At 68.3% G+C, this 23,052-nt stretch carries 16 protein-coding genes; 5 read left to right on the forward strand and 11 right to left on the reverse strand.

Annotated elements, in window-relative coordinates:
• Positions 1–40: 40 nt before the first annotated feature.
• Together ACWPKK_RS24310 and ACWPKK_RS24315 are read left to right on the forward strand one after the other, a co-directional pair.
• Positions 41–748, forward strand: a complete 708-nt coding sequence (locus ACWPKK_RS24310; RefSeq protein WP_452009421.1) for an OmpW/AlkL family protein — start codon at positions 41–43, stop codon at positions 746–748.
• A 151-nt stretch (positions 749–899) separates the two neighbouring features.
• Entirely contained in the window at positions 900–1,334 is a 435-nt protein-coding gene (locus ACWPKK_RS24315; RefSeq protein ID WP_324869214.1) for a CBS domain-containing protein, read from the forward strand.
• An 82-nt stretch (positions 1,335–1,416) separates the two neighbouring features.
• Here ACWPKK_RS24315 and ACWPKK_RS24320 read toward each other — a convergent pair whose 3' ends face one another.
• The 5 genes from ACWPKK_RS24320 to ACWPKK_RS24340 all read right to left on the reverse strand — a co-directional run bounded on the left by ACWPKK_RS24320 (position 1,417) and on the right by ACWPKK_RS24340 (position 8,245).
• Positions 1,417–2,067, reverse strand: a complete 651-nt coding sequence (locus tag ACWPKK_RS24320) for a response regulator (RefSeq protein ID WP_149225682.1) — start codon at positions 2,065–2,067, stop codon at positions 1,417–1,419.
• Positions 2,068–2,447: 380 nt separating this feature from the next.
• Positions 2,448–4,238 carry an acyl-CoA dehydrogenase C-terminal domain-containing protein gene (locus ACWPKK_RS24325; RefSeq protein ID WP_452009424.1) on the reverse strand — a complete coding sequence of 597 codons (1,791 nt, stop codon included), beginning with the start codon at positions 4,236–4,238 and terminating at the stop codon, positions 2,448–2,450.
• A gap of 16 nt (positions 4,239–4,254) precedes the next feature.
• A complete protein-coding gene (locus ACWPKK_RS24330) occupies positions 4,255–6,606 on the reverse strand; it encodes a 3-hydroxyacyl-CoA dehydrogenase NAD-binding domain-containing protein (RefSeq protein ID WP_452009426.1) in 2,352 nt (783 codons plus the stop codon).
• Positions 6,607–6,632: 26 nt separating this feature from the next.
• A complete protein-coding gene (locus tag ACWPKK_RS24335) occupies positions 6,633–7,769 on the reverse strand; it encodes a thiolase family protein (RefSeq protein ID WP_452009429.1) in 1,137 nt (378 codons plus the stop codon).
• Entirely contained in the window at positions 7,766–8,245 is a 480-nt protein-coding gene (locus ACWPKK_RS24340; RefSeq protein ID WP_452009432.1) for a MerR family transcriptional regulator, read from the reverse strand. The genes ACWPKK_RS24335 and ACWPKK_RS24340 overlap by 4 nt, the downstream gene beginning before the upstream one ends.
• Before the next feature lie 350 nt (positions 8,246–8,595).
• Here ACWPKK_RS24340 and ACWPKK_RS24345 point away from each other — a divergent pair, with 350 nt between their 5' ends.
• Entirely contained in the window at positions 8,596–8,784 is a 189-nt protein-coding gene (locus tag ACWPKK_RS24345; protein ID WP_324869209.1) for a hypothetical protein, read from the forward strand.
• A 53-nt stretch (positions 8,785–8,837) separates the two neighbouring features.
• Here the strand turns inward: ACWPKK_RS24345 and ACWPKK_RS24350 are convergent, their stop codons facing one another.
• The 6 genes from ACWPKK_RS24350 to ACWPKK_RS24375 form a co-directional block, all read right to left on the reverse strand.
• Positions 8,838–13,616, reverse strand: a complete 4,779-nt coding sequence (locus ACWPKK_RS24350) for an alpha-2-macroglobulin family protein (RefSeq protein ID WP_452009435.1) — start codon at positions 13,614–13,616, stop codon at positions 8,838–8,840.
• Between the two features lie 166 nt (positions 13,617–13,782).
• A complete protein-coding gene (locus tag ACWPKK_RS24355) occupies positions 13,783–14,946 on the reverse strand; it encodes an aminotransferase (RefSeq protein WP_452009437.1) in 1,164 nt (387 codons plus the stop codon).
• Between the two features lie 327 nt (positions 14,947–15,273).
• Positions 15,274–15,564, reverse strand: a complete 291-nt coding sequence (locus ACWPKK_RS24360; protein ID WP_452009439.1) for a hypothetical protein — start codon at positions 15,562–15,564, stop codon at positions 15,274–15,276.
• A gap of 315 nt (positions 15,565–15,879) precedes the next feature.
• Entirely contained in the window at positions 15,880–16,383 is a 504-nt protein-coding gene (locus ACWPKK_RS24365; protein ID WP_452009442.1) for a hypothetical protein, read from the reverse strand.
• A gap of 103 nt (positions 16,384–16,486) precedes the next feature.
• On the reverse strand, positions 16,487–18,262 hold the full coding sequence (locus tag ACWPKK_RS24370) for an SLC13 family permease (protein WP_452009444.1): 1,776 nt from the start codon (positions 18,260–18,262) through the stop codon (positions 16,487–16,489).
• An 84-nt stretch (positions 18,263–18,346) separates the two neighbouring features.
• A complete protein-coding gene (locus tag ACWPKK_RS24375) occupies positions 18,347–20,383 on the reverse strand; it encodes an AsmA family protein (protein WP_452009446.1) in 2,037 nt (678 codons plus the stop codon).
• 221 nt (positions 20,384–20,604) lie between these two features.
• Between ACWPKK_RS24375 and ACWPKK_RS24380 the strand changes: the two genes are divergently transcribed.
• Entirely contained in the window at positions 20,605–21,708 is a 1,104-nt protein-coding gene (locus ACWPKK_RS24380; RefSeq protein WP_452009448.1) for a hypothetical protein, read from the forward strand.
• 2 nt (positions 21,709–21,710) lie between these two features.
• Positions 21,711–23,018: a hypothetical protein gene (locus tag ACWPKK_RS24385; protein ID WP_452009451.1), complete on the forward strand. Its 1,308-nt coding sequence runs from the start codon at positions 21,711–21,713 to the stop codon at positions 23,016–23,018.
• The last annotated feature ends 34 nt before the right edge of the window (positions 23,019–23,052 follow it).

Raw genomic sequence — 23,052 nt, forward strand, 5'->3', positions numbered from 1 at the left:
GCCACAGAACAGCAACAACGCATTGCCTGGAGCAGACCCCATGACCATCCTGTCGCGCGCCGCCGCCGCCCTGCTGGCGACCTCGGCCCTTGTCGCCATCGCTTCCCCGTCGCTCGCTCAGGACTTCAAGGGCAAGTCGGCCGGCGACATCGTCGTCCGCGCGCGCGGCCTGGCCGTGCTGCCGCAGGAAAAGGGCACGATCAACAACACGACGCTGGGTGACGTCGGCTCGGCCAAGGTCGGCAACGACTACATTCCGGAAGTCGATTTCACCTACTTCTTCACCGACAACATCGCCGCCGAGCTGATCGCCGGCACCAGCCGCCATCGCGTGAAGGGCAACCTGATCGCCGCCGCCGGTGGCGTGACCGAAATCGGCAAGGTGTCGCTGCTGCCGCCGACCCTGACCGTGCAGTACCACTTCATGCCGAAGGAGCGCATCAGCCCGTACATCGGCGCCGGCGTGAACTACACGCTGTTCTACAACGAAGACGCGGCCAACAACCCGAACGCCGGCGGCCTGCGCATCACCGACACCAACTACAAGAACCGCTTCGGCTGGGCCCTGCAGGCCGGTGTCGACGTTGCGCTGACCGGCAACTGGTCGCTGAACTTCGACGTCAAGAAGGTCTTCCTGAAGACCGACGTGACCGCCAATGCCCATGTGGGCACCGCCGTCCTGCCGGTCACCTCGAAGGTCACGCTGGACCCGTGGCTGGTCGGCGTCGGCATCGGCTACCGCTTCTAAGAACGGGTTCCGGGACCAGTCCCGGACATCCGAAAGGCGGCCTCTCCCATCCGGAGAGGCCGCCTTTTTCTTTGAACAATCTGTCTTGCAGATTGTACGCGCATCCCCATGATTCCAGTATCAGGGTCATCGGAAGGGAGGCCGTACAGCCATGCATGTTGCAGCCGTCTTGAAGCGCAAGGGCAACCGGATCGTTTCCGCCGCACCGGACGATACCGTGGCCGCCGTCACCCGCCTGCTGACCGAGCACCGGATCGGCGCCGTGCTGGTGATGGACGACGATGGCCAGCCGGTCGGCATCCTGTCGGAGCGCGACATCGTGCGGGCCGTCGCCCGCGACAGCGCCGCGGCACTCGACCGCCCGGCGGCGGACCTGATGACGCGCGACCTGATCACCGCCACCCCGACCGACACCGTCGCCGACATGATGGCGGTGATGACCGAACGGCGCATCCGCCATGTGCCGATCGTCGATGCCGGTCGCGTCGTCGGGGTCATCAGCATCGGCGACGTGGTGAAGGCCCGCATCGACGATGCCGAATTGGAGGTCGAATCGCTGCGCGGCTATGTGGCCGGAATGGGCTGAGGCGAACAATCCATCCCCAATGCGAAAAGACCCGCCGGGCTGCCCCGGCGGGTCTTTTCGCATCGATGTCCGGAATGCGGCTTTACGCCGAATGCGACTGCGGAAAGGCCATGGCCGCCTGGGTGCGGTTGCGCACGCCCAGCGACTTGAAGATCGCGGTCATGTGGATCTTCACCGTGCCTTCGGACAGCCCCAGTTCATGGGCGATCTGCTTGTTCGACTTGCCTTCGCGCAGGCGGTCGAGCACCTCGCGCTGACGCTGGGTCAGCAGCTGCTCCAACTGCGGGTCGCTCGGCGGCATCACCGAACCGCCGCGCTGGTCGGGTTCGATCCCCTCGCGAAGAACCGTCGCCGGCACATAGACGCCGCCGGAGAAGATCAGATCGAGCGCGCTCAGCATGATCTTCACGCTGGACGATTTCGGGATATAGCCGGCGGCGCCGTTCTCCAGCGCCTCCCGCACGTCGGAGTGCGCCTCGGACGCGGATACGACGACGACCTTCGAATTCGGCTGCCGGTCGCGCAGCATGCCAATTCCGGAAAAACCGGGCCAGCCCGGCATGCGCAGGTCGGTCAGGATCAGGTCATAGGCCTCATCCTTCACAGCCGCCATGTCCAGAAGCTCGTCGAAATTGCTGGCCTCCGCAAAGGTAGCGTTTTCGCGCAGCTGCTCAAGCAGACGGCGAAGACCTTCCCGGAACAGGACGTGATCATCACCGATCAGGATCTTCATCGCTCAAACTCCCGAACCATGCCTGCCCCTCCGAAAGTCGCCCCAGAGGCTTGAGAAAAGGAGGGGGCTGTCGCCACCCGCATATTCCCTAAAATCCAAAGGATATAGCAGGCACCGGCCGAACGTAATCTCTATTGAGATGTAACACGCAGGGACGAGATGGAACAACCCGAAATTAACTTTTGTCACGGCTCCGAATGCTGATCGGCTGAGGCAAGAGCTTCCCGAGGGTGATATTTCCAATGGGGTATGACAATTTTAGGTCACTGTGCGAATGCGTGCTTCCAGCTTGTGCAAAGGCAAAAAAATGGCCGGAACGGCCCCTTGCGGGCACCGGTCCGGCCTGGAATCGCGCGCCCCTGTGGGACGGTCGACGTGTGTCAGAAAGCGGCCTCTTCCAGTTCCATCAAAGGCTTGGCGCCGGCGGCGATGGTGATGAACAGGCTGTTCGTCTGCGGCAGCAGTTTGGTCATGTAGAAGCGGGCGGTCTTGATCTTGGCCTCATAGAAGGCGGCATTGCCCTCCCCGGCTTCGAGCTTGGCCTGCGCCTTCTCCACCATGGTCAGCCAGCTCCAGCCCAGCGCCACCAGCCCGAACAGGCGCAGGTAGTCGCTGGCGGCGGCACCGGCCTCCTCCGGATCCTTCAGGCCCTTCTGGGCGATCAGGGCGGTGGCCTGCTGCAGCTTGGCGAAGGCCTTGGCCAGCGGCATCACGAACTCGCCCAACTCGTCCTTCTCCATCGCCGCCTCGATGTCGCGGCCGACGGGGTGGAAGAAGTGGCGCAGCAGCCGGCCGATGTCCTGCGGCAGCTTGCGGCCGACGAGGTCGAGCGCCTGGATGCCGTTGGTGCCCTCATAGATCTGGCAGATGCGGGCGTCGCGGACATATTGCTCGACACCGGTCTCCCAGATGAAGCCGTGGCCGCCATGGACCTGCACGGCGATGTTGGCCGCGTCGAAACCAATGTCGGTGAACAGCGCCTTGACGATCGGCGTCATCAGCTGGACGAACTCGTCGGCGTCGCGGCGGGTACGGGCATCGGGGTGCTTTTCCGCCACGTCGAGCTTGTAGGCGGTCAGCGCTCCCAGGGCACGCGCACCTTCGGTGAAGGCACGGGCGGTCAGCAGGTTCTTGCGCACGTCCGGGTGGACGATGATCGGGTCGGCTGGCTTGTCCGGCGCCTTCACCCCCGACAACGACCGGCCCTGGAGCCGTTCGCGGGCGTAGTTGACGGCGTTCTGGTAGGAGACCTCGGCCAGACCCAGCCCCTGGATGCCCACGGCCAGACGGGCCGCGTTCATCATCACGAACATGGCGCGCATGCCCTTGTGCGGCTCGCCCACCAGCCAGCCGGTGGCGTCCTCGAAGTTCATGACGCAGGTCGACGATGCCTTGATGCCCATCTTGTGCTCGATGGAGCCGCAGGCGACGCCGTTGCGAGCACCCGGCGTGCCGTCGGCGTCGGGCATGAACTTCGGCACCAGGAACAGGCTGATGCCGCGGGTTCCGGCCGGGGCGTCCGGCAGGCGGGCCAGCACCAGATGCAGGATATTCTCGGTCAGGTCATGCTCGCCGGCCGAGATGAAGATCTTGGTGCCGGTGATCTTGTAGCCGCCCTGCTCGTCGGGGATCGCCTTGGTGCGGATGATGCCGAGGTCGGTGCCGCAATGCGGTTCGGTCAGGCACATGGTGCCGGACCAGGTGCCGTCGACCAGCTTGGGCAGGAAGCGCTGCTTCAGCTCGTCCGAGCCGTACATCGCCAGTGCGTTGTAGGCGCCGAGCGACAGGCCGGGATACATGCCGAAGCTGAGGTTGGCGGAGCAGATGAACTCCTCCAGCATGATGTTAACCAGCTTCGGCAGCCCCTGCCCGCCATAGGCGGGGTCGCAGGCCAGCCCCTGCCAGCCGGCCTCGATATAGGTGCTGTACGCCTCCTTGAAGCCCTTGGGCGTGCGGACCTCGCCATTCTCGAAATGGCAGCCCTCGCCGTCGCCGGACTGGTTCAGCGGGAACAGCACCTCCTCGCACAGCTTGGCGCCTTCCTCCAGCACCTGGCCGACGAGTTCCGGCGTGGCGTCCTCATAGCCCGGCAGGGCCGACAGCTTGTCCAGGCCGACGATCTCGTCCAGGACGAAGCGCACATCCTCAAGCGGAGCCTTGTAGATCGGCATCTCTCGTTCCTCCCCCTCAGTTCCGCAGCGGCTTGCCGGTGAGCAACATGTGCTCGATCCGGTCAATGGTGCCGCCGGTGCGCACCAGACCCATGAACGCCTCGCGCTCCAGCCGCAGGATGTGGTCCTCGCCGACCGGCTTGGAGACGTCGGCCTCCTCGCCGCCGCTCAGCACCTCGGCCAGCGCGGCGCAGACCACCTTGTCGTGCGGCGTGACCTTGCCCTGCAGGGCGAAGCCTTCCACCGCCAGCTCCATCGCCGCCTTGGCGCTGGGGCCGGGCAGGACATAGGAAATAGCCTTTCCTGGGGTCTTCTCCGGCGGGGTGTAGTCGGCCGCCAGTTCCAGCGCCTTGGCCTTGGCGTCGGCCAGCAGGCGGTCGCGGTTCATGGTGATGCCGTCGGTGGCGCGGAAATACAGCAGCTCCTTGGCCTCGGCCGCCGACTTGGCGACGGTGGCGGTGCTGATGATCTCGAAGGCCTTGGCGATGCCGGGCATCGGCCCGCGCGGCGCCTTCGGGTTGGCCTGATGGCGGGCCAGCATTTCGGTGCAGCCGCCCCAGGCCGGGATCAGGCCGACGCCGACCTCGACGAGGCCGACATAGGTCTCGGCATGGGCCTGGACATGGTCGGAATGCAGCAGGATCTCGCAGCCGCCGCCCAACGCCATGCCGCTGGGCGCCGCCACCACCGGGAAGGGTGCGTATTTCAGCGCGCGGTAGGTGCGCTGGCCGCCCTCCACCATCTCCTCGATCTGCGGCCACAGGCCGATGTTCAGTGCGAACAGGGCGAGACCCAGATTGGCGCCGACCGAGAAATTGTCGGCCTCGTTGTGGATGACAAGCGCCTTCCAGTCGCCTTTGCCGTCGCCGATCAGGCGCATCGCCTTCTCGTAGGCGGCCATGATGTCGGCATCGACCGCGTTCATCTTGCTGGTGAATTCGACGCACAGCACGCTGTCGCCGATGTCCCACAGGCTGGCGGAGCCGTTCTTCCACACCGGCTTGCCGGCGGCGCGCTTGATGTCCGACAGCAGCAGGACGCCGTCGGGGCGAACCACCGTGTCGTAGACCCCGGATGTCGTCAGGTGCTGGAGCTTGCCGTCCTCCACCCGGTAGAAGGGACGGCCGGATGCCGTCTCGACCAGCGCCGGAACCGGGATGCCTTCCGAGCGGCACAGCTCGGCGAACCAGTCGGTGCCCAGCCGGTCGATCAGCTCGAACGGACCCTGCTTCCAGTTGTAGCCGAGGCGCATGCCCTCATCGACGGCGACGATGCTGTCGGCGATCTCCGGCACCAGGCTGGCGGCATAGGCCAGCGTCTGGGCCAGGACACGGCGGGCGAAGCGGCCACCCTTGTCCGGGTGCTCGCACAGCTTGCGCAGGTCGCGGCCGGCGGAGGAGACGCTGTCCAGCCGGGCCTTCTCCGACGGGGCGTACTCGCCGGTCTGGAGATCGACCGACTCCTTCACCTTGCCGCCGCCGGCCTTGTTGATGCGGTAGAAACCGCCCTTGCCCTTGCGGCCGGTATAGCCCTCCGCGATCATCCGGGTGATGACCGGGTGCTCGCGCATCTGGCCGCGATAGGCGTCGTTGGCCGGCAGGGTGGCCGACATGCTCTTGGCGATGTGCGGCATCAGGTCCAGCCCGACGAGGTCCATCAGGCCGAAGACGCCCGTCTTGGGGATGCCCATCGGACGGCCGCCGACGGCGTCCGCCTCCTCCACCGTCAGGCCCAGATCGACGGCGGCGTTGACCGCAGCCTGGATCCAGAAGACACCGATGCGGTTGGCGATGAAGCCCGGCGTGTCCTTGCAATGGACGACGCCCTTGCCGAGCCGGCGGTCGCAGACGTCGGCGATGGCCGCCATGGCATCGGCCCGTGTGTCGGCACCGCCGACGATCTCCAGCAGCCGCATGTAGCGCGGCGGGTTGAAGAAGTGGGTGATCAGGAAGTCCTTGCGGAACTGCTCGCTCTGCCCCTCCGTCAGCACCACCAGCGGGATGGTGGAGGTGTTGGACGACACCACCGACCCCGCCTTGCGCACCGGATCGATGCGCTTGTAAAGGTCGGCCTTGATCGCCGGGTTCTCGACGATGGCCTCGACGATCCAGTCGACATCGGCCAGCAGGCTCAGGTCGTCCTCAAGATTGCCGGGCGTGATCAGCTTGGCGTTCTTGGAATGCATGAAGGGGGCCGGATCGGTCTTCAGCATCTTCGCCACGGCGCCCTTGGCGATGGCGCTTCGGTCGGCACCTTCCTTTGCCGGAATGTCGAGCAGGACGCAGGGGATGCCGGCGTTGGCGAAATGGGCGGCGATGCCGGCGCCCATCACGCCCGCACCGATCACGGCGGCGCGTTCGATCTTCATGGTCGTTTCCTCCCCGATCCCGTTCGTCAGACCGCTTCCAGGATGGTGGCGATGCCCTGGCCGCCGCCGATGCACTGGGTCGCCAGCGCGAACTGCTTGCCTTCGCGCTTCAGCAGGGCCGCGGCCTTGCCGGTGATGCGGGCGCCGGTGGCCCCCAGCGGGTGGCCGAGAGCCAGCGCGCCGCCGTCCGGATTGATGCGGGACGGGTCGATGTCGAGGTCGCGCATGCAGGCGATTGCCTGGGACGAGAAGGCCTCGTTGATCTCAATGATGTCGATGTCGTTGATCGACAGGCCGGCGCGGGCCAGCGCCTTGCGGGTGGCGGGGACCGGACCCAGACCCATCAGCTCCGGCGCGCAGCCGGCGACGGCGACCGAGCGGATCTTCGCCAGGATCGGCAGGCCGTTGGCACGGGCATACTCCTCCGTCGTCACCAGCACGGCTGCGGCGCCGTCGGTCAGCGGCGAGGAGGTGCCGGCGGTCACGGTGCCGTCGGCGGTGAAGGCCGGCTTCAGGCCCGACAGGCTGTCGGCGTTGGTGCCGGGACGGATGCAGCCGTCCTTGTCGACCAGGCCGGCGGGGGTCTGGATGCCGACGATCTCATCTGCCATGCGGCCGGAGGCCTGGGCCTCTGCCGCCTTGGCGTGGGAGGCGACGGCGAGCGCCTCCTGCTCGGCGCGGGAGATGGCGTATTGGCGGGCGACGTTCTCCGCCGTGATGCCCATGGAGCAGTAGGCTTCCGGATAGGACGCCTTCAGCGCCGGGTTCGGCATCGGGTTGAAGCCCATGATCGGAACGCGGGTCATCGACTCGACGCCGCTGCAGATGAAGACCTCGCCGGCCCCCATCTGGATCGCGCCCGCCGCCTGATGGATCGACTGCATGGAGGAGCCGCAATAGCGGTTCACCGTGGTGGCCGCCGCGGTCTGCGGCAGCTTGGCCAGGAAGGAGATGGTGCGGGCGACGTTCAGCCCCTGCTCGCCTTCGGGGAAGGAGCAGCCGACGATAACGTCCTCGACATCCTCGGTCTTCAGGCCGGTGCGCTCCACCAGCGCCGCGATGACGCGGGCCAGCAGTTCGTCGGGGCGGACCTTGGTCAGTTCGCCCTTGTGGGCGAAGGCGAAGGGCGAACGGGCATAACCGGCGATGACGACCGACTTCATGAGTGCTTCTCCTCCATGTCCTGCGTCTCCGTGATGCCGTTGCGGCGAAGATGCTCGGAGATCTGGGTGTCGATGGTGCACAGCTCCGACAGCGTCTGCTGGACGTCGGCAAGCTGCTGCTCAAGTGCGTAAATCCGGCGGCGCGCGATGGAGCGCATGTAGCGCATCTGTTCGATCTGGGCGTCGTCGGTGTCGTAGAGGTTCAGGAAATCCTTGATCTCGGCCAGGCTGAAGCCCAACCGCTTCCCCCGGCAGATCAGTGCCAGCCGGGCGCGGTCGCGGTGGCCGTAAACACGGGTACTGCCGATCCGCTCCGGCGCCAGCAGCCCTTCGTCCTCGTAATGGCGGATGGTGCGGTGGGTCAGACCGAACTCCCCGGCCAATTCGCCGATGGCAAGCCGCGGGTCGGACATGAGGCCGTTTTCAGCGCCCTCCCCCGTCTCCGCCATGCCGTAGCCGACCGAAAGCCGATCCACTCCGTTCGCTCCCTTCCTTGACGTTTACGTAAAGGTAAGGTCGATGCCGCATGCTGTCAACAGACTTGTTGACCAAGCCAACCAGTTTGGCGAGCCGCCCGGCCATACCCTTGGGCGGACAACTGTTCAGCCACTAACAGGTGCGGCGCGCCCGCGCAGTGACAGGATGCCACGCCCTGTTCCGCTTTGCGGCTGTGGCAGGCTTTGCCCAGGACACGACGAGCCCCGCCGGCTCCCCGATTCCATATGGGAAGTGGATGCGGCGCCGGACAGACGGCCAGAAGGCCGCGGCGGGTTCAGGGTGGATCGACTGTTTTCGGCGGATCAGGACAGGGGATAGGAGACAACCCATGTCGGCGCGCGCCATCGTATCGCTGGGCGTCTGGATATTGGCCATGGTGCTGCTCGGCACCATGACGGTCGGCCTTGCGCTGGCCTTCTACGTGCTGCTGACCCTGTGCTTCGCGGTGGTGGTCGCAGGCCTGACCCTGCTCGTCCGGCGGCGCGACAACCATCGGGGCGAGCAGAGCTATTTCTAGGTTTGGCCTTGAGGAAGGGGCGCCGGCTCCGGCGCCCCTTCACTCCGGTCCCTTCACTCCGGCAGTACGCGCAGGCGGGACACCGCGGTCCGGGCGGACAGGTGGGGCCGCTGCAGGTCCTGCACATGGGCGCCGGGGGCCGCGAAGTCGCCGGGGGTGACGGCGCGGACCAGATAGACCAGCCGGAAGCGGGGGGCCGCCTTCGGCAAATCGACGGCGGCCAGGAAGCGGTCGTCGCGGAACTCCACATTGCGGACGGACGACAATTCGCCCAGCCAGGACAGCTTGCCGAGCTGGCCGCTGTTGGCGAGCCGGACATTCTCGATCTCGAAGCCGGCCGGCAGCGGGTCGCTGACCAGCACCGAGTGATCGAGCGGGTCGCCGACCTCACCCTCCAGGATCACCACCAGCAGGTCGTTGTGGCGGACGCCGGCCGGGTCGACCGGGCGGCCGGCCATATCGAACAGGCGGCGGCGAATGGTCATGCCCTGCTCTTCCGCGCCGGCCGGCTGGTCGGGCACGCCGGCCACCGATACGGTCTGCCGGACTTCGCCGCCCAGGTTGCGGATCGCCGGCGGTGCGGCCGGATCGATGCGCAGGATCTGGGGCTTGGCGTTCTCCACCGTCTGGTCGCCGATGGCGAGCTTCATCGGGGCGGCCCGGTCGATCAGAGCCTTGGACGCCAGCAGCAGCCAAGCCTGTTCCTGCGGGTTGGTGGTGCGGACCGCGGCGAAGGTCTTCGCCACGCGCTCCGCCGCCTGGAAGATGCGGTCGCGGTCGACCGCCCCGCTTTCCGCCATCAGCGCCACCACGCCGGCCTCGTCCCGCAGGGAGGACCCCTGGTCGCGCAGACTGGCCGTCACCATCCGGGCGCCGGTCAGCTTGGAGAAGGCGTCGGCGGCAGCCGGCTGGTCGCCCAGCACGGCGGCGGCGGCGGCGATCTGCGCCCGGCCGAAGTCGGTCGGCAGCCGGTCCCAGTAGTTCTCGCGGAAATAGCGCACCGCGCCGGCATCGATCAGCTTCGCCCGCGCCAGCACATACAGGGCATAGGCGCGGCCCGGCAGGTCGGCGGTCTCGACCCAGGCGTTGTCGACCGCCTGCTTCATCCAGTCCAGCCCCTTGCGGTAGGGCTGGTCGGGGATGCGGTAGCCCGCCGCCTTGGCACGCCCCAGCACGTCGACCGCATAGGCGGTCAGCCACGGGTCGAGATCGCCCTTCGGCGACCATGCGGCGAAGGCGCCGTCGGCACGCTGGAAGGTCAGCAGCCGGTCGATGCCGCGCTGGACACGCGCCTTGATCCGGTCCTCCGGCGCGATGCCCAGGCCGGCGGCGATATCCGGCATCGACAGCAGCGGCAGGATGCGGCTGGCGGTCTGCTCCGCCCCGCCCGGTGCCGCCCGGTCGAGCGCGAAGAGCAGGCCCGGCACGTCCAGGTCCGGCAGCGGAGCCACCACGGCACCGACGGACAGGGTTTCCGGCCGCAATCCGGCGGCGATGTCGGCCGGGAGGGCCAGGCTCTTGTCGGTGGGCAGGGAGGAGGCGGTGCGGCGCGAAATCGGCGGCGAGGCCGGGCGCACGGTGACGTCCCAGCGCCGGGTGACGCGGACGCCGTCCGGACCGGTGACGTCCAGCGTGACGTGGCCGGCGCCCACGGCGGTGGCGGTCAGCACCCGGCCGGCGGTAGCCCGCTTGCCGCGCGCCAGCTTCGGCACCTCCAACCCGGCACCGCCCTCGCCCTGGAGGATAGAGACGGCGCCCTCGGCGGTCAGGGTCATGCGGTAATCGCCGGACGGGCCGTTCAGGTTGTCGAGCGACAGGATAACCTGCGCCGAATCGCCGGGGGCGAGGAAGTGCGGCAGCACCGCATCGGCGACGACCGGATCGCGGACCAGCATCTGGCTTTCGGCATGGCCGATCCGCCCCTCGCTCCAGGCCACGGCCATCAGGCGCAGCCGGCCCTGGAAGTCGGGCAGGTCGAAGGGAACGGAGACCTTGCCGTCCGCCCCAACGGTCAGGATGCCGGAATAGAGCGAGACCACCCGCTCCGACTTGGGCGGCACCAGCCCGGCGACCTGACGCAGGCGCGGCGTGGGCGGAGCCGGCGGCCGGGCGGCGTCGAGGCTGGCGGGATCGATCAGGCGGCCGTAGGAATCGCGCAGTTCCACGGTCAGCGGCCGCTTGCCCAGATAATGGCGGGCCGGATCGGGAGACGGCTGGTCGGTCAGCTGCATCACCGATTCGTCGACGGCGGCCAGCGTCACGAAGGCCTGCTTGCCCTCGGCGATGCCGTCCACCGTGATGTCGGCGGTCATGGCGCGGCGCGGCTCCGTCTCCGCCGGGGCGGACAGGCGGATGTCCAGCGTGCGCGGCGCCTTGTCCATCGCCAGCCAGGCGAGGCCCACCGCGCGGCGCGGCGGCTTCTTCGACTGCGGGTCGGAGGTGGCGAAGGCGGTCGCCAGCACATGGGCGCCGCTGGTCCAGCCCTGCCCGACCGGGATCTCCAGGAAGGCGCCCTGGGTGCCGATGGCGCGGGTGACGGCATAGGTCACGCCCCGGTCGGCCACCGCCACCAGGACCTGGCTGTCATAGGGCGGCTTGACGAAGACCCAGGCGCTTTCCCCGGCGCGGTAGGCCGGCATCATCACCGAGACGTCGACGGCGTCCGGCCGCTCCCCGGCGGTCGGGGTCATCCACCAGCCGGCGGCGAAGCGGACGCTGGTGGCGACGCCGGTCTTGGGATCGAACACCTCCAACCGGTAGCGTCCGGCGGCGACCGGAGCCTCCACCGCGGTCGGGCTGCCGGCCTGGGCCGACAGGGTGCCGCCGGTCACGCGCTGGTCCTTCACCGTCACCTTGTAGTCCCAGCGGCCGTTGGCCTCGTACCAGGCGTAGTCGTACTCCTCCTCGAACAGCTCGTAGGAGAGGTCGGCGTGGTCGGTCGGCTTGCCGTCCGGGCCGACGGCGATCACCTCGAATCCGGCGGTGGCGCCTTCCGGCACGCCGTCGCCCTCGAAGCGCGGCTTGATGCCGATGGCGAAGGGCTGGTGGCGGACAGGCAGGACGAAGTCGCGGCCGACCGGACGGCCGCCGATGTCGAACAGGGTGGCGCGCACCACCGCTTCCAGCGGACGGGTGCTTTCGGGCGGACGCGGCAGCTTGACCTTCAGGCGGGCCGAGCCGTTGGAATCGGTGATGAAGCCCGGCAGATCGGCGCGGGCCGGCTTCACGTCCTCCTGCGCCAGACCGAAATGATAGCCCGGCAGGTTGGGATAGGGGTTGACCGCGGCACGCAGGGCGACCGTCAGCTCTCCCGGCAGGCCGGATGCCGGCGCGCCGTAGAGATAATGGCTGTCGAGAGCGACATCGGCCTCTCCATCGGCCGCCAGCTCCGTCATCGGGGAGGACAGCGACAGGTCGAGCCGCGGCGGCACGAAGTCCTCCAGCAGGAACTCGGCCTTGCCGATGGCCGGACCGTCCGGCTCGGCATGGGCGGTGACGATCCAGTTGCCGGGGAAGGCGTTCATCGGCAGGTCGATGCGGGTGGCGAAGCCGCCGGCCCCGCTGTCGGCCAGGGTGCGCCGTTCAACCTCGAACCCGTCGGGACGCAGGACCCGGATGGTCAGCGCCTTGCCGGCGGGCGGATTCAGGTCGGTGTCGCGCAGCAGGGCGGTCAGCTGCACCGTCTCGCCCGGGCGGTAGATCCCGCGCTCGGTATAGAGATAGGCGTCGAACCCGCCGGTCATCGGACGGGCGATCGGAGCGGGCTTGTCCGGCGACTCCGCCGAGGGAGCGCCGCCGGCGGTCAGGTCGAGAACGGCGAAGTCGCCGTCGCCGCGCGCGGCGAACAGGGCCTGCACCGGCTCGGTCCCGGCGGCGCGCAATGCCGCGAGGTCGAAGCGGCCGAGCCCGTCTTCCCCGGTCTGGACGCGGCCCAGTTCGGACCCGTTGCGGGCGACCAGACGCAGTTCCACGCCCGCCGCGGGGCTGGCGCTCTGGACGGAGCGAGCGAAGACCACCAGCGAATCGTCGCCGAGAATGGTGTTGAGGCCGAGGTCGGACACCACGAACCACTGGGTCGCCTTGCGGTCCCAGCCGCCCGGCTTGATCTCGTCGGCGCCGGCGACGGCGACATAGACGCCCGGCTCCAGCTTGCCCAGCACGGCGTCGATCGGGAAGGCGGTGGTGACGCTGCGGTTCGGCTGGTTGCCGATGCCCATCTCGCCGCGCCAGACCTCCTGCCCCGACTTGTCCAGGATCTCGCCGATGTCGTAGTCGGTCATCTGCTGGGTGATGCGGCCGAAATAGATCTTCTCGACCAGCGCCCGGTCGGCGATGCGCAGCACCTGCAGCTTCGCCCGGTCCAGGTTGATCGAGCGCAGCGGCAGCCCGTCCGACCCGACGCGCGGCAGGATGTAGCCGGCCCCGCGGAAGGCCAGCGAGGGCTTGCGGTTGGGCACCTGCACCTCGCGGGTGTCGGCGGCCGGCAGGCGCTTGCCGTCGATGCCCGGCAGCCCGTCCTTCAGCGTGACCCGGTAGGCCTCGCCATGGCGCAGCCCTTCCACGCAGAGCGTACGGTCGCGGGCGATGGCGGCACCGTCGACCGCCGGCTCCACCGCGACATAGTCGCGGTAGTTGACGGCGCGCGAGCGCTCCAGCCGGTCGGTGAAGGTGAAGCAGGCCTGGGGCGTATCACGCTCCGCCACCACCTCCACGCCCGACACGCCGAAGGGCACGGGCTCGGCCGGGGGATCGGCGGCGAGGGTCCGGGAAACGGTGTACGTGCCGGAGCACGCGACGAGAACGGCACAGACACGCGCCAGCGCACGCAACATTCGAGACAGGCCCCAATTCCGCGGGTGGGTCCGATACCGCGAGACCGGGGACAGCCCTGGCGTCGGCTCGGACCTGGACAAAACCGGCGGGAGTATGCCCAAGCGGCTGGGGTTTCGCCATGGCTTTGCGGCGGGGGCGCGCAGATCGCTCCCGCCGCGGCAACGCCTAGCTGCCCGCGAAGCGGTTCCGCAGGCGGGCGATGGCCTCGTCGAGCACCTCGTCCCGCTTGGAGAAGCAGAAACGCACGACGCTGGTCGGCGCATTCTCCACGAAGAAGGCGCTGACCGGGATGGCGGCGACCTTCGCCTCCGCGACCAGCCAGCGGCAGAAGGCCTGATCGTCACCGTCGAAGCCGAAACGGCCGATGTCGGCGGCGACGAAATAGGTGCCGGCGCTGGGCAGTACGTCGAATCCGACGGAGGCGAGCCCCGCGGCCAACCGGTCGCGCTTGGCCTGCAGCCCGGCGGAAAGGCCGGTGAAGTAGCCCTCCTCCTTGCCCAGCCCGTAGGCGACGGCAGCCTGAAGGTTCGGCGGGGTGGTGAAGGTCAGGAACTGGTGGGCCTTGGCGACCGGCTGCAGCAGATGCGGGGCGGCGGTGACGTAGCCGACCTTCCAGCCGGTCAGCGAGAAGGTCTTGCCGGCCGAGCCGATCTTCAGGCAGCGGTCGCGCATGCCCGGCAGGGTCATCAGCGGGATGTGGCGGCGGCCGTCGAAGACGATGTGCTCGTACACCTCGTCGCAGACGGCCAGTGCGTCATGGCGCTGGACGAACTCGGCGATCAGCTCCAGCTCCGCCCGGTCGAAGACCTTGGCCGCCGGGTTCAGCGGGTCGTTGATCAGCACCAGCTTGGTGCGCGGCGAGAAGGCAGCCTCCAGGTCGGCGCGGCTGAAGCTCCAGTCCGGCGCCTTCAGCGAGACGAAGCGCGGCACGCCGCCGGCCAGCCGGACGATCGGCAGGTAGCTGTCGTACATCGGCTGGAACAGCACCACCTCGTCGCCCGGATTGATCAGGCCGAGCAGACAGGCGGTCAGCGCCTCGGTGGCGCCGGAGGTGACCATCGTCTCGGTCTTCCAATCGACGTCGAGGCCGTAGAAGCGCCGGGCATGGGCGGCCAGCGCCTGCCGCAGGTCGGGAGTGCCCATCATCGACGGATACTGGTTCCAGCCCTGGAGCAAAGCGTCGGCCGCGGTCTGCAGCACGTCGGCCGGCCCACGGTCGTCGGGGAACCCCTGGCCCAGGTTGATCGCGCCATGCTCTTCCGACAGGCGGGACATGACCTCGAAAATGGTGGTGCCATAGCTGGACAGCAGCGCGTTGCCCGACTTCACCGCAAACCCTCCTCATGCGAACGGACGCACAAGATGGAGGCTGCGGGGCGACGCTGTCCAGTGCCCGCTTCCGCAGGGCAGACCGCGGGCGGCCGATGGGGCGAATGGAACGTTTGAAACGGTGTGGAACGGTTTTCCGGGGATGTTCCACTGTTCAACCGGCCAAGCCGGCCGCGCCGCGCGAAGAGGGGGACGAAGGTATCGGCACCATGAGGTCCGCAGAACACGCTGGAGAACACACTGGCCCCCTTCGCAAACGGGAACGGTCGTGTTCCTTTTTATCACCGGACGGGCCGGCGGGTAAGGGATGGAGGAAAAAGCGGCGGGTCAGCCGCGGTTCATCTTGCGCAGGCGGCGGGCGCGCAGTTTCAGGCGGATGCGCTCCACCGGGCTGAACATGCGGGGATAGCGGCGCTTGCTGCGCACGAACAGGCGGCGGGCATCGGCGGAGTTGCGCAGCACGAGAATGCCGCCAAGCAGCATCACCGGCAGCCCGCCGGGACCGGGCAGAGGCGCCAGCAGCAGGCCGAACAGGATGATGGTGCATCCGGCGCCGATCAGTGCCAGCTGGCGCACACGCGCGAAAGACAGCGTCTGGGCGGTATCGGGAGGACTCATCTGTGGTTCGCTAGGCTCCATGCTTCCGTTGGCCTGCATATGGGCCGGAGGATGGCAGCCGAAAAGGCCCCCCTCCCCTTGCGCGGGCCGATCGCACTTGGGTTTCGAGCGACAGCGATCCGCTTCGGATGCCCTTCTCCCCTTGCGGGAGAAGGGTTGGGATGAGGGGGGCTGGCGGCTGAAAGCCGTTGAAACAATTGGATTTGCGCCCCTCACCCCAACCCCTCTCCCGCAAGGGGAGAGGGGCTTTGCCAGCGAACAGATTCAGATGCGATTACCCCACCGGGGGAGAGGGGGATTTTGCGCCCCAACCCCTCAATGCAGCGTCCGCGCCGGTTCCGAACGGGCGATGCGCAGGCGGGCGGGGTCGAGGCGGCTGAGGGCGGCGTCGCGCTCGTCGGGCTTGGGTTCCCAGCCGAATTCGCGGATCAACTGGTCGCGGGCGGCACCGGCACGCCGGGACAGGCGGTCGCAATCGCTATGCCCGGCGTCGTTTCGGGCGTCCTTTCGGGCGTCCGGCCGGGGCGGCGTGCAGCGGCGGTCAGCGCAGCTTTCCAGCATCAGGCGGATCATCCGCTCGCGCTTGGCGGCGTCGACATAGCCCATCTGGTCGAAATACAGCTTGGTGAAGGCCAGTTCGGTGACGCGGGCGTGGGTCTTGCGGTCGCCGACGATCACCGCGGCCACGAGTTCCACGCACCGGCCGGCGAAATGCGGCAGCGGGGCAATGCCGTCGTCGGCCCGGTCGAGCACGCTGCTCGGCAGGTCGACCAGCCGGCCCGTCACGTCCTTCACCAGATAGCGGCGCCAAACCGACATATCGGCCTCCCGTCAGGCATTCGCCCTGCGACGAAGCCTACACCAGACGAAGGGAAGACGGAACCGCCCGCGCACCACACAAATCCGTGAGGAGACGAGATTTTCAGCGCGGCGTCAGCGGCCAGAACACCGAGATGGCCGCCGTGCCCAGGATCACGACCATGATCGACAGCGGCAGCCCCAGCCGCCAGTAATCGCCGAAGCGGTAGCCGCCCGGCCCCATCACCAGCGTGTTGCACTGGTGCCCGATGGGGGTGAGGAAGTCGCAGCCGGCCCCGATGGCCACCGCCATCAGGAAGGCATCCGGCCGCAAGCCCAGATGGGTGGCGAGGCTGGCGCCGATCGGCGCCATCACCAGCACGGTCGCGGCATTGTTCAGGAAGGGCGTCACCGCCATCGCCGCCACCATGATCATGGCGAGAGCGCCGATGGGCGGCAGTCCCTGCGACGCCTCCGACAGCAGGCCGGCGATCAGTTCGCTGCCGCCGGTGGTGCGCAGGGTCTCGCTGACCGGGATCAGGGAGCCGAGCAGGACCAGGATCGGCCATTCCACCGATTCGTAGGCCTCGCGCAGGCTGACCACCTTCAGCGCCATCATCGCCACCGCCGCCCCGAAGAAGGCGATGGTAACCGGGACCAGCCCGGTGGCGACCAACACCACGGTCAGTCCCAGAACCGCGACCGCCGCGGCGCGCTTGGGCGTGCGGCCGATGGCGAGGTCGCGTTCGGCCAGCGGCAGGCAGCCCAGCTCGGCCAGCGTGTCGGACATGGCGGCCTGCCGGCCCTGCAGGACCACCAGATCGCCCGATTGCAGGCGGACGCGGCGCAATCGCTGGCGGATCGGCCGTCCGCGCCGGCTGATCGCCAGCAGGTTGGCGCCGAAGCGCTCGCGCAGGTTCACCTCCTCGATGCTATGGCCGATCATGGCGGAGCGCTGTTCCACCACCGCCTCGACCACGGAGATCTCGTCCTCCTTCTCGACCCCCTCCAGATCCTTGTCGTGCACCATCTTCAGGCCGGCACGCTTGACCAGTTCGGCCAGCGCCGTGGTGTCGCCCTCCAGCACCAGGATGTCGTCGGCGAACAGCACCCAATGGCCCGACGGTACATAGCGGCGGTAATTCTCGCGCACGATGGCGGCAAGCGTGATCTCGCCCTCGCTGACCGCCTCCAGTTCCGCGACCGTGCGGCCGACGAACTGGGAACCGGCCGGCAGCCGCGCCTCCGCCGTGTAATCGTCGATGTTGAAGGCCGGTCCGGCCGCCGCGGTCCGCCCCTTGGGCAGCAGCCGGAAGCCCACCGCCAGGAAGGCGACGCCGAATACCGCGATCACCAGCCCGACGGGCGTGAAGTCGAACATGTGGAAGGGTTCGCCCGTCATCTCGGCGCGGACGCGCGACACGATGATGTTGGGGGAGGTGCCGACCAGCGTCATCAGCCCGCCCAGCAGCGACCCGAAGGCCATCGGCATCAGCAGCATCGACACCGGCGTGCCGGTGCGCCGCGCCACCTGCAGGGCGATCGGCATGAAGATGGCGAGCGCGCCGATGTTCTTGACGATGGCGGACAGCAGCGTGACCGCCCCGGCCAGGATGGCGACCTGCGTCCACACCGTCGTCATGCGCGCCGCCAGCGGGCGCATCGCCGCCTCGACCACGCCAGAGCGGCCGACGGCGGCACTGATCACCAGGGCGGAGCCGACAATGATGACGATGTCGTCGGAAAAGCCCTGGAAAGCCTGCTTGGCCGGAACGATCCCCACCGCGACCGAAGCCAGCAGGGCGATCATCCCGACGAGGTCGTAGCGCAGCCGGTCCCAGATCAGCAGCGCGATCACCGCGCCGATGATGCCGAACGATAACATCTGGTCGATGGTCATTGGGAGAGGCGGCGTCCTTCCTGTCCGTTTTCCCGGGCCGCCCCGTTCAAGGGGAGCCGGACAGAAAGGACGCGGAACAGGCGTTCAGCGCGCCGAACCCGACGCCTTGCCCTCCCCGCGGCCATTGCCCGACTTGCCGGACGCCGGCGCTCCCTTGTTGGGGGAGCGGGCATCCTGCACCAGCCGGCCACACTGTGGCTGCTCATCACTGCCTGGGTCAAGGAAGGGCAGCACGCCGGCCAGCGGGGTCAGCAGCACGCCCAGCGCCACCGCCGCGGCGCCGCGTGCCGCGGACTCGGTGGGATCGACGCCGATGTCGGGGTTGCCCAGCGTTCCGCCGACCAGCACCGGCACATGGGTGGCGAACATCTGCGGCGACTTGGAATCGCCGACGATCCGCAGGTCGAGCGCCTCGTTGCGCAGGCTGATCGTCCCCTTGCCGGTGACCAGGGTTTCGGGCGTGTCGAGCACCAGCGCCTCGGCGCGGGCGATGCCGTTCTCCACCGACAGGTTGCCGACCAGACAGTTGAAGGGCATCGGTTCGGAACCGGAGATCACCACACCCAGCGTCTCCAGGATGTTGGTCTTCAGCCCCTTGACCGCGAGGCTGGTGATTCGCCCGCCATCGACCGAAACGCCGACCTTGCCGTCGGAGGTCGCCAGCAGGTCGGCCACTGTCTTGCCGGTGCCGGCCAGCTGGATGCGCCCCGCCACCGTACCGCCGATCTGGCCGGCGAAGGAGGTTTCGCTGAAGAAGGACGACAGCTTCATGGAGCGGATGTCCAGGTTGGTGCGCAGCGCCGGAACCTTGCGGCTGCCGTCGACCTGCACCGTGCCGGCGATCCGCCCGCCGCCGATGCCCAGCGACAGCGGGTCGAAGTGCAGGTCGCCGGCGGTCAGCTTGACGCGCATGTCCAGGTCCTGGAGCGGCGCGAAGGGCGCCTCCACCCGCTTGCCGCGCAGGCGGACGTCCATGTCGGTGTTGCGCAGCTTTTCCACATTGATCGGGGTGGCGGGGATGACCCGGTTGTTGCCGCGGGTCGGGTAATCGTCGCTGCCGCGCGGCGAGGCGCCGACAAGGCCGGCCAGATCCTGCGCCGCCAGCCGGTTGGAGGTCAGGTCAGCCTTCACCATCGGCCGCTCGCCGTTGGTGTCGACCGACAGGTCGCCGGACAGGTCGCTCTCGCCGACCTTGCCGTTCATGCCGTGGAAGGCCCACAACCCGCCTTCGCGCGACAGGTGGCCCGAGATGGAATAGGGGCGCGTCTTCGGCGTCGGGATGCCGAGGATCGGGAAAATCTCCGCCAGATCGTTGCCGCTGAGCGCCACGGACAGGTCGATGCCCTCCATCTTCACCGGCTCCGCCACCGAGCCCTCGATGCGGCCCTTGGTCTTGCCGATCGCGGCCTCGATCTTCATCGGATAGGGCTTGGGGTCGTCGCGCAGATAGAGCAGCGAGCCGCCTTCCGCCGCCAGGGTGAAGGGCTTTCCGGCGAAGTTGCCCTTGCCGTTCAGCTGCACCGTGTCGCTGTCGTTGCCGCCGGTGGCGGTGTTGATCGTGTTGTCGATATCGATGTCGCTGGTGGGATCGCGGTAGCGGATCCGGCCGTCGGCGATCACCAGCCGTTCGATCACCGGAATGTCGCCGCGGTCGTCGGGGGTCGCGGCCTCCTTCGCCACCTCCTTCTCCGCATTGGGCGGGCCGAAGTTCCAGTTGGCCTCGCCCTTGTCGTTCTTCTCCAGGATCACTTTGGGTCCCTGGAATTTCAGCTCCGGCAGTTCCCAGTCGCCGCGCAGCAGGGGCCAGAGCCGCAGCGTGGCGTCCAGCGCCTGGATCGCCACCATGTCCTTGTCCTCGCCCCGCTCCTGCGCCCATTGGGCGTTGGCGACGCGCAGGCCTTCGACATGGATGCGGATCGGATCGCCGAGATGGACGCGCAGGTCGCCGTCGATGGCGACCTCGCGGTTCAGCGCGGCCGAGGCGCGGCGGGCGACAAATCCGCGGGCGTCGTTCCAGTCGAACAGCAGAAGCACCGCGCCGACGCCGACCACGGCGAGGCCGACCAGGCCCAGCAGGCCGTAGCCGATCCACTTGAACACCGATCCCGCTCCCGCTGCCATTCCGCCGGCCCTCCGCAAACCGTCATTTCCTGTCAACGTCCGCCAGAGAGGAACGGCGAAGGGTCGGGGCCGGGAGTACCGCAAGAGAGCCTCGCGTCTAGCTCTAAGGTTATATATTTCCGTTGTGGCTTATATTGGATTTAACGCAAAATTCAGCTTCCCCGGTCCGTAATCCGATGATCCGGTTCGACTCTCCCTGGCAGACACGGCCGCAGGACACGATGCGCTCCCTTACCAACTTCGCCCCGTCCACCTTCGAGGAACGCGGTGCCGCGGTGGCCTTCACCACGCCGGTGCTGGCGCAGACGCGGGTGCGCAAGGACAGCCGCGACCAGCTGGAGGTTCTGGTGCCCAACCTGTCGGAGGGGCGCGGCGTCTATGTGGTGCCGTGGAAGTCGTTGCCGCTGGCCTTCCCGATGACCGTGCACGACCGCATGCTGCATGACCTGATCGCCAAGGCCGACGGCTGCTCCCCCGACGACATCCGCAAGGCGGTTCTGGAGGCGGCTCGCTGCGGCCTTGCCGGCGGCGGTGCCGTGGCGGCGGCGGAAGCGGCGCTCAGCGACGACGACGAGCAGCGGCTTCTGATCAACTACCAATTGATCGTGGAGGCGCTGAAGGCGGTCGGCCTGGAATCGACGGAGATCCTGCGGGTCGGCCTGACCTCCGCCGAGGGGCAGAAGCTGACCCGCGACCTGATGATGAAGGCGGCGCAGCGCCTCTCGCTGGAGCCGACCGAACTCTATGGCCGCATCGCCGAGCTGGCGGTGATGATGGAGTCGATCGGGATCGCCACCTCGCCCAAGCCGGCACGGCTGCGGCGGCTGATGCGCGACCTGCAGGGCTTTCGCGACAGCATGACCGACTGGGCGACCGACAACGTGTCGGAAGCGGCCCCCATCGGCGGCTTCTGCGCCGAGGTGGCGGAGCACACGGTCAACCACGCCCGCAACGTCATCGGCCAGCTGGATCAGGCGATGGCCTCCTTCGAGACGCTGCTGCGCCAGTGGGAGACCAAGCGGCCGCAGATCCGCAAGGCGTGCAGCCGGCTGTCCTGGCTGCTGGACGGCTGGGAATACCTGATCCTGCTGTGGAGCGACGCGCTGACCCAGGACCGCCACACCCAGGACATGGCCGTTCACGACATCTTCCGCGTCATCCCGCTGCTGCCCCGGGACGAGGGGCGGATCGACCAGTCGCTGATGGCCGACAAGCTGATCACCAGCCAGAAGCGGTCGGTGCGCGCCTATGTCGACTGGCGCAGCGGCCAGTTGGACGTCGATCTCGTCATGCGCATCGAGACGCTCAAAGGGAAGGCGGCCTGACCATGGAGATGAGGGATCTGGTCGCGCTGGGCGACAAGCTTCTGGACATCGACGAGGCCAAGTTCCGTCAGGTGGTCGAGCTGCTGGAGCAGATGAACGAGCATCCCGACATCCAGCGCACCATCGCCGTCATCCGCCCCCGGCTGGTCGAGCTGCGGCTGCACCGCCGCCCCGCCCTGAAGCGCCTGTTCTGCGACCCGTTCGAGGATCTGTTCGAAGCGCTGGGCAAGGCCGACCCGGTGCCGCTGAGCGTGATCGAGCGGTCGCTGATGAACAGCCTGTGGCCGCTGGTGGAGGCCGAGATCGGCAAGGACCGGCTGCGCAGCTTCCGCCCCGCCCTGCAGGACGGGCCGCAACGCAAGGCGCTGACGGAGGCCTTCTGGGCGGAGTGCGGGTCCGCGGTGGCGCGGATCGCCGAGGGTGCGGTCGCCGGCCATTACAGCGACGCGCTCGAGTTGCGGATGAATCCGGCGCGGATGCGGGCGCTGACCGACATCGCCACCATCCTGTCCATCGCGCCCGAGGTGGCGGAGATGAAGGCGGCGCTGTCGCCCAAGCCGGTGCCGAAGCTGCACGCCGACCATGTCGAGGCGATCCAGGCGGTCGGCCGCCGCGTCACCCGCGCCCGGCCGGAGGCGCTGAAGATCTTCGTCCTGATCGCCACCTCGCGCCTCAGCGACCCGACGGTGCTGCTGAGCGGATTGTGGGACATGGATCTGGGGCAGAAGTCGGCCGACCGCGCCGCCCTGTTCATGGCGCTGAGCGGAACGATGGTCGCCCAGATGGAGGACCGCTCGCGCGCCTTCCAGAGCGCGCCCGGCACCGGCACCGACCGCATGGCGGTGGCCGACCTCGCCCTCGACCTCGTCGCCAGCCTGGACGCCACCCGCGCGGCGATGGAGCACAGCCGCAACAAGGATTTCGACCAGCGGCTGAAGGTGGTGCGCAACTCCGTCCACGCCATGGTGAAGACCCAGGTCCTGCAGGACGCCGACGCCGGCATCGTCGCCGCCATCGGCGCGCTGGACGGCGGCGCCGACGGGCGGGCCCAGCTGGCCCAGGCGGAGAACCAGGCGCGGGCCTTGCGCAAATGCGCGACGATCGCCGATTCGCTGGGCCTGCGCGGCGAGCTGCGGGAGATGACGCAGAAGACCACCGCCTCGCTGACGGAAAAGGCGCAGCAGGCGCTGGGCGGCCCCGCCGGCAACGCGCGCACCGGCTACACCGCCATCCGCATGATCGAGCTGATTGCCGGACCCGCCGAAGCGAATAAGATCATGGACGGGATCATGAACGGCGGCCGGCGTTGAGTCAGTCGGGCGTTTGCGGATCGGAGGGTCGGGT

It is taken from the genome of Azospirillum largimobile, from assembly GCF_977007025.2.